General features: G+C 44.8%; 17 protein-coding genes. 9 read left to right on the top strand and 8 right to left on the bottom strand.

What is annotated here, in order from left to right; all coding sequences use genetic code 11:
- Positions 1-37 precede the first annotated feature (37 nt).
- The 4 genes from G517_RS17615 to rpoE all read right to left on the bottom strand — a co-directional run bounded on the left by G517_RS17615 (position 38) and on the right by rpoE (position 2,974).
- Positions 38-502, bottom strand: coding sequence for a SoxR reducing system RseC family protein (locus tag G517_RS17615; RefSeq protein WP_051205991.1), 465 nt, complete (start codon positions 500-502; stop codon positions 38-40).
- A gap of 136 nt (positions 503-638) precedes the next feature.
- Entirely contained in the window at positions 639-1,583 is a 945-nt protein-coding gene (locus G517_RS0103780) for a MucB/RseB C-terminal domain-containing protein (RefSeq protein WP_028303306.1), read from the bottom strand.
- Between the two features lie 119 nt (positions 1,584-1,702).
- The gene (locus tag G517_RS0103775; protein WP_028303305.1) at positions 1,703-2,338 is read right to left on the bottom strand and encodes a sigma-E factor negative regulatory protein; all 636 of its coding nucleotides are present in this window, start codon (positions 2,336-2,338) and stop codon (positions 1,703-1,705) included.
- Between the two features lie 45 nt (positions 2,339-2,383).
- Positions 2,384-2,974 (bottom strand): RNA polymerase sigma factor RpoE, encoded by a 591-nt coding sequence (gene rpoE / locus G517_RS0103770; RefSeq protein WP_028303304.1) that lies wholly within the window; start codon positions 2,972-2,974, stop codon positions 2,384-2,386.
- A 348-nt stretch (positions 2,975-3,322) separates the two neighbouring features.
- On the opposite strand from rpoE, the gene nadB reads away from it, so the two are divergent.
- Entirely contained in the window at positions 3,323-4,924 is a 1,602-nt protein-coding gene (nadB, locus tag G517_RS0103765; RefSeq protein ID WP_028303303.1) for an L-aspartate oxidase, read from the top strand.
- Positions 4,925-5,050: 126 nt separating this feature from the next.
- Here nadB and G517_RS0103760 read toward each other — a convergent pair whose 3' ends face one another.
- Together G517_RS0103760 and G517_RS0103755 are read right to left on the bottom strand one after the other, a co-directional pair.
- Positions 5,051-5,416, bottom strand: a complete 366-nt coding sequence (locus G517_RS0103760) for a hypothetical protein (RefSeq protein ID WP_157833141.1) — start codon at positions 5,414-5,416, stop codon at positions 5,051-5,053.
- A gap of 55 nt (positions 5,417-5,471) precedes the next feature.
- Positions 5,472-5,750: an FAD assembly factor SdhE gene (locus tag G517_RS0103755; RefSeq protein WP_028303301.1), complete on the bottom strand. Its 279-nt coding sequence runs from the start codon at positions 5,748-5,750 to the stop codon at positions 5,472-5,474.
- A gap of 250 nt (positions 5,751-6,000) precedes the next feature.
- On the opposite strand from G517_RS0103755, the gene ihfB reads away from it, so the two are divergent.
- The 3 genes from ihfB (at position 6,001) to G517_RS0103740 (ending at position 7,975) form a co-directional block, all read left to right on the top strand.
- The gene (ihfB, locus tag G517_RS0103750; RefSeq protein ID WP_028303300.1) at positions 6,001-6,297 is read left to right on the top strand and encodes an integration host factor subunit beta; all 297 of its coding nucleotides are present in this window, start codon (positions 6,001-6,003) and stop codon (positions 6,295-6,297) included.
- A 192-nt stretch (positions 6,298-6,489) separates the two neighbouring features.
- Positions 6,490-6,801 (top strand): lipopolysaccharide assembly protein LapA domain-containing protein, encoded by a 312-nt coding sequence (locus G517_RS0103745; RefSeq protein WP_028303299.1) that lies wholly within the window; start codon positions 6,490-6,492, stop codon positions 6,799-6,801.
- The gene (locus G517_RS0103740) at positions 6,794-7,975 is read left to right on the top strand and encodes a tetratricopeptide repeat protein (RefSeq protein WP_028303298.1); all 1,182 of its coding nucleotides are present in this window, start codon (positions 6,794-6,796) and stop codon (positions 7,973-7,975) included. The genes G517_RS0103745 and G517_RS0103740 overlap by 8 nt, the downstream gene beginning before the upstream one ends.
- Positions 7,976-8,095: 120 nt before the next feature.
- Here G517_RS0103740 and pyrF read toward each other — a convergent pair whose 3' ends face one another.
- A complete protein-coding gene (gene pyrF, locus G517_RS0103735; protein WP_028303297.1) occupies positions 8,096-8,809 on the bottom strand; it encodes an orotidine-5'-phosphate decarboxylase in 714 nt (237 codons plus the stop codon).
- A 255-nt stretch (positions 8,810-9,064) separates the two neighbouring features.
- Between pyrF and G517_RS0103730 the strand changes: the two genes are divergently transcribed.
- Positions 9,065-9,379, top strand: coding sequence for a ComEA family DNA-binding protein (locus tag G517_RS0103730; RefSeq protein ID WP_036590268.1), 315 nt, complete (start codon positions 9,065-9,067; stop codon positions 9,377-9,379).
- A gap of 108 nt (positions 9,380-9,487) precedes the next feature.
- Here G517_RS0103730 and G517_RS0103725 read toward each other — a convergent pair whose 3' ends face one another.
- Positions 9,488-10,249, bottom strand: coding sequence for an SDR family oxidoreductase (locus tag G517_RS0103725; RefSeq protein WP_028303295.1), 762 nt, complete (start codon positions 10,247-10,249; stop codon positions 9,488-9,490).
- Positions 10,250-10,450: 201 nt separating this feature from the next.
- On the opposite strand from G517_RS0103725, the gene G517_RS0103720 reads away from it, so the two are divergent.
- The 4 genes from G517_RS0103720 to G517_RS0103700 all read left to right on the top strand — a co-directional run bounded on the left by G517_RS0103720 (position 10,451) and on the right by G517_RS0103700 (position 14,075).
- Positions 10,451-10,960 carry an FxsA family protein gene (locus G517_RS0103720; RefSeq protein WP_028303294.1) on the top strand — a complete coding sequence of 170 codons (510 nt, stop codon included), beginning with the start codon at positions 10,451-10,453 and terminating at the stop codon, positions 10,958-10,960.
- Between the two features lie 142 nt (positions 10,961-11,102).
- Entirely contained in the window at positions 11,103-11,393 is a 291-nt protein-coding gene (locus tag G517_RS0103715) for a co-chaperone GroES (protein ID WP_028303293.1), read from the top strand.
- A 57-nt stretch (positions 11,394-11,450) separates the two neighbouring features.
- Positions 11,451-13,097, top strand: coding sequence for a chaperonin GroEL (gene groL, locus G517_RS0103710; protein WP_028303292.1), 1,647 nt, complete (start codon positions 11,451-11,453; stop codon positions 13,095-13,097).
- Positions 13,098-13,286: 189 nt separating this feature from the next.
- Positions 13,287-14,075 (top strand): RNA methyltransferase, encoded by a 789-nt coding sequence (locus G517_RS0103700; protein ID WP_051205988.1) that lies wholly within the window; start codon positions 13,287-13,289, stop codon positions 14,073-14,075.
- Positions 14,076-14,085: the final 10 nt, after the last annotated feature.

Genomic DNA, 14,085 nt, shown 5'->3' with positions numbered 1-14,085 from the left:
CCGCATACACATACACAGTCATTAGTTAAAATGTAACCTATTGATTGACCAGTGGGATATCACCTGTAAAGGGAAGTTTTCGTAATACCACCGGCTGATATTCGGCATCCTGCCTGTGCTGCCAGCTGTACCAGCGCACAAATCCAAATCCAGCCAACAGGCCTAAGCCTGCAAGAGTAAAGCTCATCATAGAGTCATGACCAGAAAGCTGCTCACCAACCACAGCTCCTATCATCATTGCCACTAGAGGCAACATATAAATAAGGGCTGAACCGCGAATAAAAGCACGTTCACTAAGCCCTAGCACCACTTGATCACCAATGGACAAAACCTTATCGGTTTTAACCTGTAGACGCTGGGTTTGGCCAGAGCTCATCTTACTCAACAAAGAGTGCCCGCAGCTGCTTTTTGCAGAACAGCTTTGGCAGGCACTTTGCCGGCAGGTTTCCACCCATACCGCGCCGGAATCAATCTGTACGACAATCGCTTGTTCTTCTAACATGGTTTAACCTTTTTGCTCAGTAACCTAACCTAATTATCCAAGAAAGAAGGGCAAGCTTAAACCTTAGTTTCAACGATGGAGTTATATATTGTTCAATATAGCCCAAGCGATACCTGAATACGGTTAACCGATACGGCTAAAACGCTGCAGCAATTTTCTGAGCAGTATGCAGAGGTATTTCCCCGACAACTGTAATCACTCGTCCTTGATTTTGTTCAGGAATACTTCTTACGACTACAACCGTTGCCCCGTATTGATGCTGACCTTCTTTCAATGAATCAGCCCTTAGAGGCTCAACAAACACAGAAAAAGTGCTAACACCATCAGACCAAGAATGCATATTGGCTAAGTGGTTATCAGAAACTTCAACCGACTGATTTTCCATAAAGAGCTCGAAACCTTCAGGCGTCCAAGGTAACGTTTTACTTGGGTCACGGTTAACAGAAGAACTTACAAGGCTACCTTGATGGGACATCGATTCAGAGCTAATGTTAGCGTCAGATTCGCTTTTCGCCTCAAAAGAGAAAGAAGTAAACTGGAATGTCTCCAGCTCTCTGGCTAATGGATCTAAGGTGACCGACTTAAGCAACAAAGCCGACTCTTTATCCAACCAAAGCCTATAGCCCAGGCGCTGATTATCCCGTGGGATAATTTCAACAATAACCGCAGGGCGATCAACAACACGTCCCTGACCTTTTAGCTGTAATTGGTAGTAGCGTTTGATTTGCTCTAATCCACCAGAAAACCGGCCTGAAGGATTGCGTCCTTGGATACGATCATTGGCAACAATCTCACCAGAGATTTTCTGAGTAATCTGACCACCATCTTGTACAAATTCCCGTGGCAAGCCATCCAGATAACTTAAACGTGCTTGCTCTCCCTGTTCACTCACATTATGGCTCAGCTCGACCGCATCTAACTGACCTTCTCGGGAGTAAACCAAGACACCACTGTATTCATAGCTGTGCATCGCTTCAGTAAAACGCTGCAACCATTGGTCAGCACTATCAGCCGCGTGTACAAAGGGTGATAACATCAGCACACTGATAAGGCTTACCGCTGGTATAACTTTTCTGATCATCTAATTACTACCTGTCTATGCCATATTAAGGGTGCTCAAATCTATGACACAACCCTCTCCATTATGGCAATGTACATTTATCAACACTGCAATGTACGCTTAACGATAACGTATGCGTACTAATCCAATGTTTGATAACCGGACACACGGGCCATAGGCATCATACCGTGAGTGCCATTTGTAGCGACATACTCAGAATGTTGCAAAAGATAACCACGAATTAACTGCTCTTGTCGCAATCGTTGGTTGTCAATCAATCGATACCCTTCTGCTGCATTAGCTCCTGCGCTTACACGTTGTACACCAATAGGGCTCTGCTGCAAGCCTCTAGCGGGTAACGTTTGCTGGTAGCCGGTTGATTGCACGGTAAGCTTTTGTGCAACAGGTAGATCCTGAGAAGGGTTAGGCAAAAGCATGACAACGGCGGCGGCAACCGATGCAGCAATAGCACCTTTTGCCATCCAAGTATCAGAAATCTCTGAAGCTTTTAATCGCCAAGCTTCAAAAAGCCTTCTGCGCTTAGCAGGTTCAGGTTCCTGCTCAAGAGCCACAGAGATACGGTCAGCAATATCGACCAAATGCTCTTGTTCAAATTCTTTGTGCAGCACACTACGAACGAGATGATAACGGTGCCATGTATCGGCTAGACCGTTTCCATCGGGCTCATCACAGGCTTTTAATAAACGACGAAGCTCTAGTTCATCAGCTTCGTTATCCATTAGATGTGAAAGCGACTGGTGAATATTATCACTCATAGCTAACCTCGGTTCTTAACTTACCTTGAAGATCAAGGTGAAAAATTACTGAGCCACTAGCTCAGGCTCAAACAATCGCTTAATTTCACGGTCAACGGCCTCACGGGCACGAAAAATACGTGAACGGACTGTCCCCACCGGGCACTGCATAACCTGAGCGATATCTTCATAACTCATGCCATCCATTTCCCGGAGCGTAATTGCGGTTCGCAACTCATCAGGTAAGTTGTTTATCGCCTTATACACCGTTGCTTCTAACTCATCCCGCTCCAAACTTTTATCTGGAGAAGCATTATCATTTAGGCGACCATCGTTATTCAGTATTTCAGCATCGCCGTAATCGATATCGGTTCCAGGAGGCCTTCGCCCACGGGATACCAAATAGTTTTTTGCAGTATTAATGGCGATACGGTAAAGCCAAGTATAAAAGGCACTCTCTGACCGAAAGTTTCCAATAGCACGGTACGCCTTAATAAAGGCCTCCTGCGTGACATCCAAAACTTCATGGGAATCTTTAATATAACGACTCACCAATGCAGCAATTTTATGCTGATACTTGCGTACCAAAAAATCAAATGCCCTTTTATCACCCGCCTGAACCCGCGCCACTAGCTGCTGATCCGTTTCCTTCTTCATCTCTCAACCTCAATGCGTAACGCCGCAGTATTACGATCGACACGCAAAGCAATAAGGTGCCTCTTAATGAGCACTATTACTTAATATCGTCTGCATTCTGGTCATTATGATGCAGTTGTAGCTTCTAGTCTGTGCGGTTGTGGCGTTTTATTGCCTTAGACCGTTATATATTTCATAAAAATTAGTCATAAAACTCAGGGCAACTTTAACGTAAGTTTGTCTGATGGGCGAAATTTCACTAACATCTATCGCCTTACATTGCTGCAATTATGACCCGAGCCATTTCTAAAGGTTCATCTTATAACAGCAGGAAGTTTCTTTTTTCTATTGCGCGGCGGAAATACAGTCATGAGCCAAGTTTTTCAGCATGATGTTCTTATCATCGGTAGCGGTGCTGCTGGTTTGTCTTTGGCTTTGCAACTGGCCGACCATTGTTCTGTGGCCGTTCTGAGCAAAGGCACTCTTGATGACGGATCAACACGCTGGGCACAGGGAGGTATTGCTGCAGTGCTGGATAACGAAGACAGCATTGAGTCCCATGTGCAGGATACATTAATCGCAGGGGCAGACCTATGTGATGAAGAGGCTGTGCGCTTTACCGTGGAGAACAGCAAGAAAAGTATCGACTGGCTGATAAAACAGGGCGTGCCATTCACCCCAAATGATGAACATAACAGTGACCAGCCCTATCATCTCACCCGAGAGGGCGGACACAGCCATCGCCGAATCATTCACGCAGCGGATGCCACTGGCCTTGCGGTCTCAAACACGTTAATAGATCAGGCGATCCATAAGGACGGTTTGGAAATTTTTACCAATCGCATGGCTGTTGACTTGATTACCCGTCGTAAGCTAGACACTCACGGGCACGGCTGCGTAGGTGCTTACGCGCTGAACGGTGAGAGCGAGCATGTGGATGTTTTTAAGGCTCGTTTTGTGATTTTAGCCACAGGCGGTGCAAGTAAGGTTTATCTGTATACCAGCAATCCTGACGGCTCTTCTGGCGACGGTATTGCTATGGCCTGGCGTTCAGGCTGCCGTGTTGCCAATATGGAATTCAATCAATTCCACCCCACCTGCTTGTATCATCCTCAGGCTAAATCTTTTTTGATTACCGAAGCGCTACGCGGTGAAGGCGCTCATCTGTTACTTCCAAATGGCAAGCGTTTTATGCACCGCTTTGACGAACGTAAAGAACTGGCCCCAAGGGATGTTGTGGCTAGGGCAATTGACCATGAAATGAAACGCCTTGGTAGCGATTGCGTTTATCTTGATATCAGTCATAAACCCGCCGACTTTATCAAAAGCCACTTCCCAACGGTTTATGAGCGCTGCTTAGAATATGGTATTGATATCACCAAAGACCCAATACCGGTCGTGCCTGCGGCACACTACACCTGCGGTGGCGTCATTGTAGACACCAAAGGGCAAACCGATATGCCGAACCTATATGCCATTGGTGAAACCAGCTTTACCGGATTACATGGTGCGAACCGTATGGCCAGTAACTCGCTTTTAGAGTGCTTGGTTTACGCAGAATCCGCAGCACAGGATATTCTCAGCAAGCTCGATACCGTTCCAGAGCCACCTTACGTGCCAGATTGGGATGAAAGCCAAGTAACCGATTCCGACGAAGATGTTGTTATTGCACACAACTGGGATGAATTACGTCGCTTTATGTGGGATTACGTTGGTATTGTTCGCACTAACAAGCGTCTACAACGAGCCAAGCATCGCATCGACATGCTGAACAAAGAGATTTCAGAGTATTACTCCAACTATAAAATCTCAGGCGATCTAATTGAGCTGCGCAACCTGTCGGTGGTGGCAGATCTTATTATTCGCTCAGCGCTTATGCGAAAAGAAAGCCGCGGCTTGCACTACACCCTTGATTACCCGAACCTAAGCGCCGAGCCTCGCAATACCCTATTGACGCCAGATCAGTGGTAAAACAGACAGTGCGCAGGTAAACAAACAGTACTCCGGTAAACGAAACACAGAAGAAACATTAAGAAAAAAGAGCACCTTGCTAAGCAAGGTGCTCTTTTTTACTATTGCAGGTTAAGCTTTTACAGATCAAGCCTTTAGTAGGTTAAACCATAAACGAAACCTGCGAAATCCCTCCGCATGGGTACTTCTTGAACCACCATCACCGCCATCAAAATACATACCAATGCTATCTGAGCAAATAAAAACACGGTATGTTTTCCCATCAGCATCCACAAATACCAGTAACAGCCAAAAACGAGAAAAACTTGACGCCTGCAACAGGGCGACCTTTCTTTTTACCCCAGAACCAAAACCTAAATACCAATGGTCGTCAAAGGCCAGCGTAGTAATATTTGAAGATCGAGTCGATAAGCCAAACTTAACCCAAGCATGGGACGCTGTTGCTAAAGCCAGCACAAAAAAAACAGAACTAACCACAAGAGAAGATTGCAAGAACACAAAACAGAAGGGAACAACGTGGCTGACAATAAGCCAGCCACGCAGCCTTTTAGAGGCTTTTAAAGTTAGAAAGATCGCCGTTTTCGGCATAAGCAATAATTTTCTGTAAGATTAAGCGATGCTCAGGTTCATCTGGCAGATCACGCTGCATCAGCCAAACAAAAAGATCCTGATCTTCACACTCTAAAATTTTCTCATACCGTACACGGTCTTCCGCATCCAGTAAGCGATAGCAATCTTGAACAAAAGGCACCAGCATTAAATCCAGTTCCCACATGCCACGACGACTTTGCCACTGCAAACGCTTCACTTCTTCTTCAACACTCATGAATAATACCCAGCTGAAAATTGATGCTTATTTTCGTCATTATACCGCGCTCCTTCAGGAGACCCCAGACAGATTAGACTAATGATCAAAAACAAAAAATTGCTTTTCCCATTGATTTTTCACTAACCTTTTGTTTAATACAGGAATATCCCTATTTTATTTTTAAGAAAACAGCCGATAATGATAGAGCCAATACCTTAAAGAATAATGGCCCGAAAAGAATAACGACACGTTTGTAGGAAACTTAAAAATGACTAAATCAGAGCTAATAGAACAGATCACCTTAAAACAGCCAGAGCTTTCAGCCAAAGAGGTTGAGGCAGCGGTGAGAATCCTTCTTGAGCAAATAACCGATGCACTGGCTACCGGTGGCCGCGTTGAGATTAGAGGCTTTGGAAGCTTCTCACTTCATTATCGGGAGCCACGTCTAGGTCGTAACCCAAAAACAGGAGCGTCTGTTGATCTTACTGGAAAATTCGTCCCTCACTTTAAGCCTGGAAAAGAGCTAAGAGAACAGGTAGACGAAGCTAAACAACAGCGTAGCTAACATCAAAAATCAAAGCTAAGTAGTAAAGTAAAAGAACTGCGCAGTTAACATTAAAGACCAAAGCCAAGTAACAAAGCTTAATAACAGCGCAATTAAAACAAAACTACGATGAATTGATCTATTTTCATTAATGAGATCCCAGCTTATTACTGGCATAATCTAGCTATATTCAACCTGACATCAGGAGCTCAGATGCGTTGGCTTAAAAGCGGTATTCTATTGGTTGTCGTTCTAACACTGATGATCGTGGGCATTCTGTTTTCTTCCAGAAACACAGCCCCCTACGCAGTTGATCTATTGTTATTTAAACTGCCAGAAACCAGTATTGCGCTACTGATATTAGGTAGCTTGCTTACGGGGATTTTCACGGGCTGGTTACTCTCTTTGTCCACCTATCTTCGCCTGAAAGCATCACAGATGCGTAATGAGAAAGCACTTAAAGTTGCTCGAAAAGAGCTAGACGCACTTAGGATATCAGGCCTAAAGGACGAGCCGAATGAATGAAGTGCTATTGCTTTTAACATTAGTTATAGCTATAGCCATTGGGTTTTTTCTTGGCCGCCGGTCAAAAAAAAACCATAACAAGAAGACCTTCTCTACGCTATCAGAAAGCAGCCTTAATAAAGACTACTTCACGGGTCTGACGTACCTGCTTAACGATCAACAAGACCAAGCGATAGAAACCTTTATGCGGGTTCTGGAAATCAACCCAGAGACCGTCGATACCCATATCGCCATGGGAAACCTATTCAGAAGTAAGGGCGAAATAGAAAAAGCGATTCGCTTGCATCAAAACCTATTTGCTCGCCCGTCATTAAGCAAAACGCTAACGCAGCAGGTACAGCTTGAACTAGCAAGGGACTTTTTTGCCGCTGGCTTATTTGATCGCGCCGAACGATTATTACTCGAAATCACCGATGCTGTCGGTGATGATATTCGCCTCCAAGCATTAACCTTATTAATCCGACTTTATGAGCAGGAAAAAGAATGGCAAAAAGCCATTGAGGTTAGCGGCAATCGTCAATTAAGAGACAAAACCGAGCAGCGTAAAGCAGTTGCTCACTACTACTGCGAGCTGGCAGAGGCACTATTAAGTCGAGGTGAGACGACTCAGGCCAGAAAACACCTCAAGCAAGCACTATACAACGACCCCAACTGTATTCGCGCCAACTGGTCGACCGCCCATTTAGAGCTTAAAAACAACAATAGCCGAAAAGGAAAATCGCTGTTATTACGTATTCCCGTGCAAGATAAGCGTTACTACTCACTGGTGCTACCAGAACTGAGCACTATTATGAGTTATAAGGAAATTTCGTCTATTTTAGATGAGTCTTTAGATCTTTTTCCATCTGAAACAGCTCTTGCATTAAAAGTTAAGCGCATTCAGCAGCAGCACGGCAATACATTAGCCCTTGAGTACTTAGAAGCTTACTCGGGAAGACAACAGACAGCCTCCCCTTATATTGCAGGCTTAATGGTACAGCTAATGGCTGAGCAAGCGACCAGTAATCCGCTAAAGATGCAGCTAAGCCATCTAGAACATCAACTCATGCGTTTTGATGCACGCCAGCATAAATCTCGTTGTATCAGTTGCGGCTTTAAAAGCCAGCACAGCCCGTTATGGCAATGCCCTAAATGCCGTAGCTGGGGCAGTGTAAGGCCTGATGACACACTTTAGTCTGAAAAAAGCACCCCGAAGAGTGCTTTTTAACTCTAGCTATTTTCCTTTAGCAAACCTTTCTTAACCACTGTAGAAGTGCCTATAGCACCTGAAGGCGATCAATACAGTCTAGTACAGCTACGGTTTAATCGATGCGATCTCAGCTTCAATTAAAGTTAATGCTTCCATCGGGTCTTTTGCTTGAGTAATCGGTCGACCGATAACCAGATAGTCACTACCATCAATTAAAGCCTGTTTTGGCGTAACAATACGCTGTTGATCACCCTGCGCCGCAAAAGAAGGGCGTATACCTGGGGTAATCAACTGAAAGCTTCTTGGTAGTGCCCCGCGTAACATTGCAGCTTCTTGAGCAGAGCAGACAACGCCATCCAGTCCCGCTTGCTCTGTCAATGATGCCAGGTGCATTACCTGCTCCGCTGGGGTAGCGTTAATGCCTGTTTCACGTAACTGCTGCTCATTCATACTGGTTAGCACTGTTACCGCAATCAGCAACGTCTCATGACCAGCCCCGCGCAGGCGCTTTAGCGACTCTTCCATCATAGGTCGTCCGCCAGCCGCATGAACATTGACCATCCAAGCACCGCTATCTGCAGCAGCTAAAACCGCTTGAGCCGTTGTATTCGGAATATCATGAAACTTTAAATCTAGAAAAACATTAAAACCGCGTTTAGTAAGCGCCTCAATAATTGCCGGCCCAGAGCGTGTAAACAGCTCTTTACCCACTTTTAGCTGGCAGCGACCTGGCTCTAGCTGATCGACAAAAGCTAATGCTTGATCTGCGTTAGGGTAATCCAAAGCAACAATAATCGGGTTTTCAACAAATAAAGACATTAATCTTTTCCTCAGCGGTTAGTGCGCACAGATTATAAAGCCTCTCCAGAATAAAACCAAAAGCCAATCAAAAAGCCAATCAAAAAGCTAATCGATAAGCTAATCGATAAGCTAATCGATAAGCTCAATCCATAAAACCGATAAAGATACACTACAAATATTAGATAAAACTAAAGTTTATAATGCTAAACCCATTTTTTTTACTAGGATAAATTAAGTCAGCATGGACAATTAAACCAACAGAGGATGTTTATTATGCATACTAAAACCCAACCCCTTTACGCCTTATTCGCACTGGCCTTGTTCACTTTAATGTTTACCATTATCCCTAATGCGCAAGCTGAAACATCGGTGAAAAAAACGCCTGTCGTGCAAACCGTCGTCATCAATATCAATCAAGCGAGCTTAAACGACCTACAAGAACTAACCGGCATAGGCCCAGCCAAAGCGCAGCGGATTGTAGACTTTCGCAGCAAAAACGGCCCCTTTAAGAGCATTGAAGCACTCACACAAGTAAAAGGAATTAGCTTAAAAACGCTTGAGGATAACCGAGGCAGAATGGGTATTTGATACCCTGAAAATAAAATCTTGAATTAAAGCCTGAAAACAAAATCAAAACGTAAAAAAGGAAGGCCCAGGCCTTCCTTTTAACGCTCTTACGTTACATTCTAATAAAAATTAGATACGCAGACCGCCATCACACTCAATAACACGACCGGTGAAGTAATCATTTTCAATGATATACTCAACAGAGTGAGCAATTTCATCCGGTAAGCCTAGGCGCTTCATCGGAATCACAGAGCATACTTTCTCAAGTGCTTCAGGTTTCATACCTGCCGTCATATCGGTTTCAATAAACCCAGGGGCAATAGCACCAACACGAATACCGTAACGAGACAGTTCTTTAGCCCATGTTACCGCCATGCTAGCAACACCTGCTTTCGCGGCGGTATAGTTGGTTTGACCCAAGTTACCGGCACGAGAGATGCTAGAAATATTGATGATAACGCCTTGAATATCATTCTCGATCATCTGGCAAGCAGCTTCTCGGGCGCATAAGAAAACACCAGTTAAGTTCACATCAATAACTTGCTGCCATTGCTGTAGACTCATTTTTTGCTGCACTTTGCCTTCTTTCGCCTTAACAAACAGGCCATCACGGGTGATACCCGCATTGTTAACCAACGCATCAAGACGACCGAAATCAGCAACAATTTGGCTAAAAGTAGCTTCTACTTCAGCTTCAACAGCGACGTTTGCCATATAAGTTTTAGCGTCAGAACCGGCTTCTTTAACAAGCGCAACCGTTTCATCAAGCTTATCTTGATTTAGGTCAATCAGGGCTAATTTAGCACCTTTTGTTGCTAAACGTAGTGCCATTTGACGACCTAAACCTTGGCCACCACCGGTGATTACGACAACTTTATCTTGCAATTCCATACTTACCCCCTGGGCTTATCACATGATTGTTCATTATTGGAGTTGTATTCTAAAACGTACTTTTCTAACCATTGTGCATTGCAATATAACTCATTTTATTGCACTTGCGAACCCCGTTTAAAACAAAGCTGTTTTCAAAAGTAGGATTGAAAAAACAGTGCACAGCCCAATATCTGTTTTTAGACAATTAGGAAACCTCTTATGAAAAAATTCTTACTGCTCTTTATTGCAGTACCGTTAATAGAAATGGTTGTTCTTATTAAAGTAGGGCAACAAATTGGTGCACTTCCGACCGTTGCCCTTGTGGTATTAACTGCAGTTATCGGCATTAGCCTGCTAAAACAACAAGGTATTGCCATGCTCAACAGAGCTAACTGGAAGTTAAACCAAGGTCAAATTCCTGCTCGTGAAATGGCAGAGGGTATTGTGTTAGCTGCAGGCGGTGCTTTGTTGCTGACCCCTGGCTTTGTCACTGACACCTTAGGCTTTATTTGCATCTTACCGGGTAGCCGGCAGTTTATTTTAAATCAGGTCTTGAAAAATATTAGTGTAAGCCCTACTCACCAATCAAATACCCAAGGCCAGTGGCAGGGTATCCATGGGGAACAGGGCCCACAGGATTTCTCTCATAGCCACCCACATTCCCGGCCAGACCTTTCTAAAAATCGTTCAGGGGATGTGATTGATGGCGAGTACGAAAGAAAAAAATAATTTGCTCTAACCCATTGAATTGAAAAAGCATGTCCCCATTAAAAGGGGATAGCTTTCAGCTCCTTAGGAGCACAACAAAAATACTCGGTTTACCGGTATTTAAAGATTGAACATTAACGATCTTTTTAGGAGTGATTTGAGAATGAAAATCCGTCCTTTGCACGACCGCGTAGTAATCCGCCGCAAGGAAGAAGAAACCACCACGGCAAGCGGTATCGTTCTGCCTGGCTCTGCTGCTGAAAAGCCGAACCAAGGCGAAATTGTTGCTGTAGGCCAAGGCCGCGTTCTTAATAGCGGTGAGCTTCAAGCAATGAGCGTTAAAGAAGGCGATAAAGTTTTGTTTGGTCCTTATGCTAGCAACACTGTAAAAATCGATGGTGAAGAATTGCTAATCTTGAGCGAAAGCGAAATTTACGCTGTTTTAGAAAACTAATTCAGGTTTTGGACGCACGTTAAACCAAACATTCATTATTAAGCAGGATTTTTCAAAATGGCAAAAGACGTATTATTTGGTATCGAAGCACGTCAACGTATGCTGGAAGGCGTAAATGTACTGGCTAACGCTGTTAAGGCGACCCTAGGCCCTAAAGGTCGTAACGTTGTACTTGAGAAATCATTCGGTGCACCAACCATCACAAAAGATGGCGTATCTGTTGCGAAAGAAATCGAATTAAAAGACAAATTCGAAAACATGGGCGCACAAATGGTTAAAGAAGTTGCTTCTAAAACCAATGATGTCGCTGGTGATGGAACAACAACAGCAACCGTTCTGGCCCAAGCGATTGTAACTGAAGGCTTGAAATCAGTTGCTGCTGGCATGAACCCAATGGATCTTAAGCGTGGTATCGACAAAGCAACTCAAGCCGTTGTTGCTGAGCTGCAAAAGCTGTCGGTTCCTTGCGCAGATAACAAAGCTATTGCACAAGTAGGCACCATCTCTGCTAACTCCGACGCAACTGTAGGTAACATCATTGCAGAAGCGATGGAAAAAGTAGGTAAAGAAGGCGTTATCACTGTTGATGAAGGTCGTGGTTTTGACGACGAGCTTGAAGTTGTAGAAGGTATGCAGTTTGATCGCGGCTACCTATCTCCTTACTTCATCAACAACCAAGAGAAAATGTCTGTTGAACTAGATGATCCTATGATCCTGCTAGTTGACAAGAAAATCTCTAACATCCGTGAGCTACTGCCTGTTCTTGAAGGTGTTGCTAAAGCCGGTAAACCTCTGGTTATCATCGCTGAAGATATCGAAGGCGAAGCGTTGGCAACTCTTGTTGTTAACTCTATGCGCGGTATTGTAAAAGTGGCTGCCACTAAAGCCCCAGGCTTTGGCGATCGTCGTAAGGCGATGTTAGAAGATATCGCTATCTTGACTGGAGGCACAGTTATCTCTGAAGAAGTTGGCCTAAGCCTTGAGTCAGCGACCATTGAACAGCTAGGTACGGCTAAACGCATCACCATGAGCAAAGAAAACACCACAATTATTGATGGTGTTGGTCAAGCGGCTGATATTGAAGCCCGTGTTGCTCAAATCCGTGCGCAAATGGAAGAAACTTCTTCTGATTACGACCGTGAAAAACTGCAAGAGCGTGTTGCTAAACTAGCAGGTGGCGTAGCTGTCATCAAAGTTGGCGCAGCAACTGAAGTTGAAATGAAAGAGAAGAAAGCACGCGTTGAAGACGCTCTGCATTCAACTCGCGCAGCGGTTGAAGAAGGTGTAGTACCTGGTGGTGGTGTCGCGCTGATTCGCGCTCTGACCACTGTAAAAGACATGAAAGGCGACAACCACGACCAGAATGTTGGTATCGAGCTAGCCTTCCGTGCGATGGAAGCACCTCTACGCCAAATCGTGACTAACTCGGGTGACGAAGCTTCTGTTGTTGTTGCTAACGTACGCGCAGGCACAGGTAACTACGGTTACAATGCTGCAAACGGCGAATATGGCGACATGATTGAAATGGGTATTCTTGACCCAGCAAAAGTAACTCGTTCAGCACTTCAAGCAGCAGCATCTATCGCTGGCCTAATGATCACTACCGAAGCAATGGTAGCAGACATGCCAGAAGAGAAAGGCGCTGGTGGCATGCCTGATATGGGTGGCATGGGCGGTATGGGTGGCATGGGCGGCATGATGTAGTTCAGCCCTCTAGCTACCCGGCGTATGGAGCACTCACGATGAGCTGATCCATTACGTCATAAAAGCCTCGCTGGAAACAGCGGGGCTTTTTTGTGCCTAGCAAATTTTTATTTCTGCCCGCCATTGCTGTATCCTTGCTGCGCTTTTTAACAGCCTTTATGCCAATCTTTCTGCCTTCAGGCTAATGATTTGCAGCCATGGGCCCATCCTCTTTATCCTCTGCGTTACGGTATCCCTATGCTTGAAAGAATCCGCATTGTTTTAGTAAACACCTATCATCCTGGTAATATCGGCTCTGCTGCTAGGGCGATGAAAGTGATGGGGCTAACTCGGCTTTACCTTGTTACGCCAGTCCAGTTTCCCCACGTTGATGCCAACACCATGGCCGCAGGTGCAGAGGATATTTTAGATAATGTCGTAATCTGCCAAACCCTTGAAGAGGCGATTGGTGATTGCGAGCACGTCATCGCGACAAGTGCCCGCCCTCGCACCCGTCAAGCGTTAGCAATGACACCACCAGAATGTGCCACTTTTGTTCAAGGTACATCAAGAGGTGAGGAGACTGCCGTTGTCTTTGGCCGTGAGCGAAGCGGCTTAACCACGGAAGAATATGAACTGTGTAACAAGCATGTTTTTATACCCGCCAACCCTGATTATTCCATTCTAAATATGGCATCTGCGGTTCAGATTATCGCCTATGAGTTATACCAAAAAAGCTTGAGCAGCTTTGAGCCTGTTAAAAAAGAGACCGCCTTTCCAACAACCAAAGAGATGAAGTTCTTTCTGGAACGAATGGAGGAGCGATTAGAAAGTGCCGGATACTTCAAAGGTAAGCCAAAAGAGGCGACCCTTGCAAAATTAAGAGCTTACTTTCAGCGTAATCTACCGGAAAAAGCAGAGCTTAGCTTACTACAGGGGATTTTGACGCAGGTAGAATCGAAGGAAAAGGTCGAGCCAAACGATAACGATCTTACTTAAATCAAAAAGC

Origin of the sequence: Oceanospirillum maris DSM 6286, assembly GCF_000422865.1 — a bacterium.
Taxonomy (GTDB): Bacteria; Pseudomonadota; Gammaproteobacteria; order Pseudomonadales; family Halomonadaceae; genus Oceanospirillum; species Oceanospirillum maris.
Note: the sequence above shows the minus strand (reverse complement) of the source record. Positions and strands in the feature narration are given on the sequence as shown.

Bases quoted from the DNA above. Each gene is read 5' to 3' on its own strand.
- ihfB (WP_028303300.1), top strand. From the start codon at position 6,001: ATGACTAAATCAGAGCTAATAGAACAGATCACCTTAAAACAGCCAGAG.
- G517_RS0103740 (WP_028303298.1), top strand. From the start codon at position 6,794: ATGAATGAAGTGCTATTGCTTTTAACATTAGTTATAGCTATAGCCATT.
- nadB (WP_028303303.1), top strand. From the start codon at position 3,323: ATGAGCCAAGTTTTTCAGCATGATGTTCTTATCATCGGTAGCGGTGCT.
- G517_RS0103715 (WP_028303293.1), top strand. From the start codon at position 11,103: ATGAAAATCCGTCCTTTGCACGACCGCGTAGTAATCCGCCGCAAGGAA.
- G517_RS0103755 (WP_028303301.1), bottom strand. From the start codon at position 5,750: ATGAGTGTTGAAGAAGAAGTGAAGCGTTTGCAGTGGCAAAGTCGTCGT.
- G517_RS0103745 (WP_028303299.1), top strand. From the start codon at position 6,490: ATGCGTTGGCTTAAAAGCGGTATTCTATTGGTTGTCGTTCTAACACTG.
- pyrF (WP_028303297.1), bottom strand. From the start codon at position 8,809: ATGTCTTTATTTGTTGAAAACCCGATTATTGTTGCTTTGGATTACCCT.
- G517_RS17615 (WP_051205991.1), bottom strand. From the start codon at position 502: ATGTTAGAAGAACAAGCGATTGTCGTACAGATTGATTCCGGCGCGGTA.
- G517_RS0103780 (WP_028303306.1), bottom strand. From the start codon at position 1,583: ATGATCAGAAAAGTTATACCAGCGGTAAGCCTTATCAGTGTGCTGATG.
- groL (WP_028303292.1), top strand. From the start codon at position 11,451: ATGGCAAAAGACGTATTATTTGGTATCGAAGCACGTCAACGTATGCTG.
- G517_RS0103725 (WP_028303295.1), bottom strand. From the start codon at position 10,249: ATGGAATTGCAAGATAAAGTTGTCGTAATCACCGGTGGTGGCCAAGGT.
- G517_RS0103730 (WP_036590268.1), top strand. From the start codon at position 9,065: ATGCATACTAAAACCCAACCCCTTTACGCCTTATTCGCACTGGCCTTG.
- G517_RS0103720 (WP_028303294.1), top strand. From the start codon at position 10,451: ATGAAAAAATTCTTACTGCTCTTTATTGCAGTACCGTTAATAGAAATG.
- G517_RS0103775 (WP_028303305.1), bottom strand. From the start codon at position 2,338: ATGAGTGATAATATTCACCAGTCGCTTTCACATCTAATGGATAACGAA.
- rpoE (WP_028303304.1), bottom strand. From the start codon at position 2,974: ATGAAGAAGGAAACGGATCAGCAGCTAGTGGCGCGGGTTCAGGCGGGT.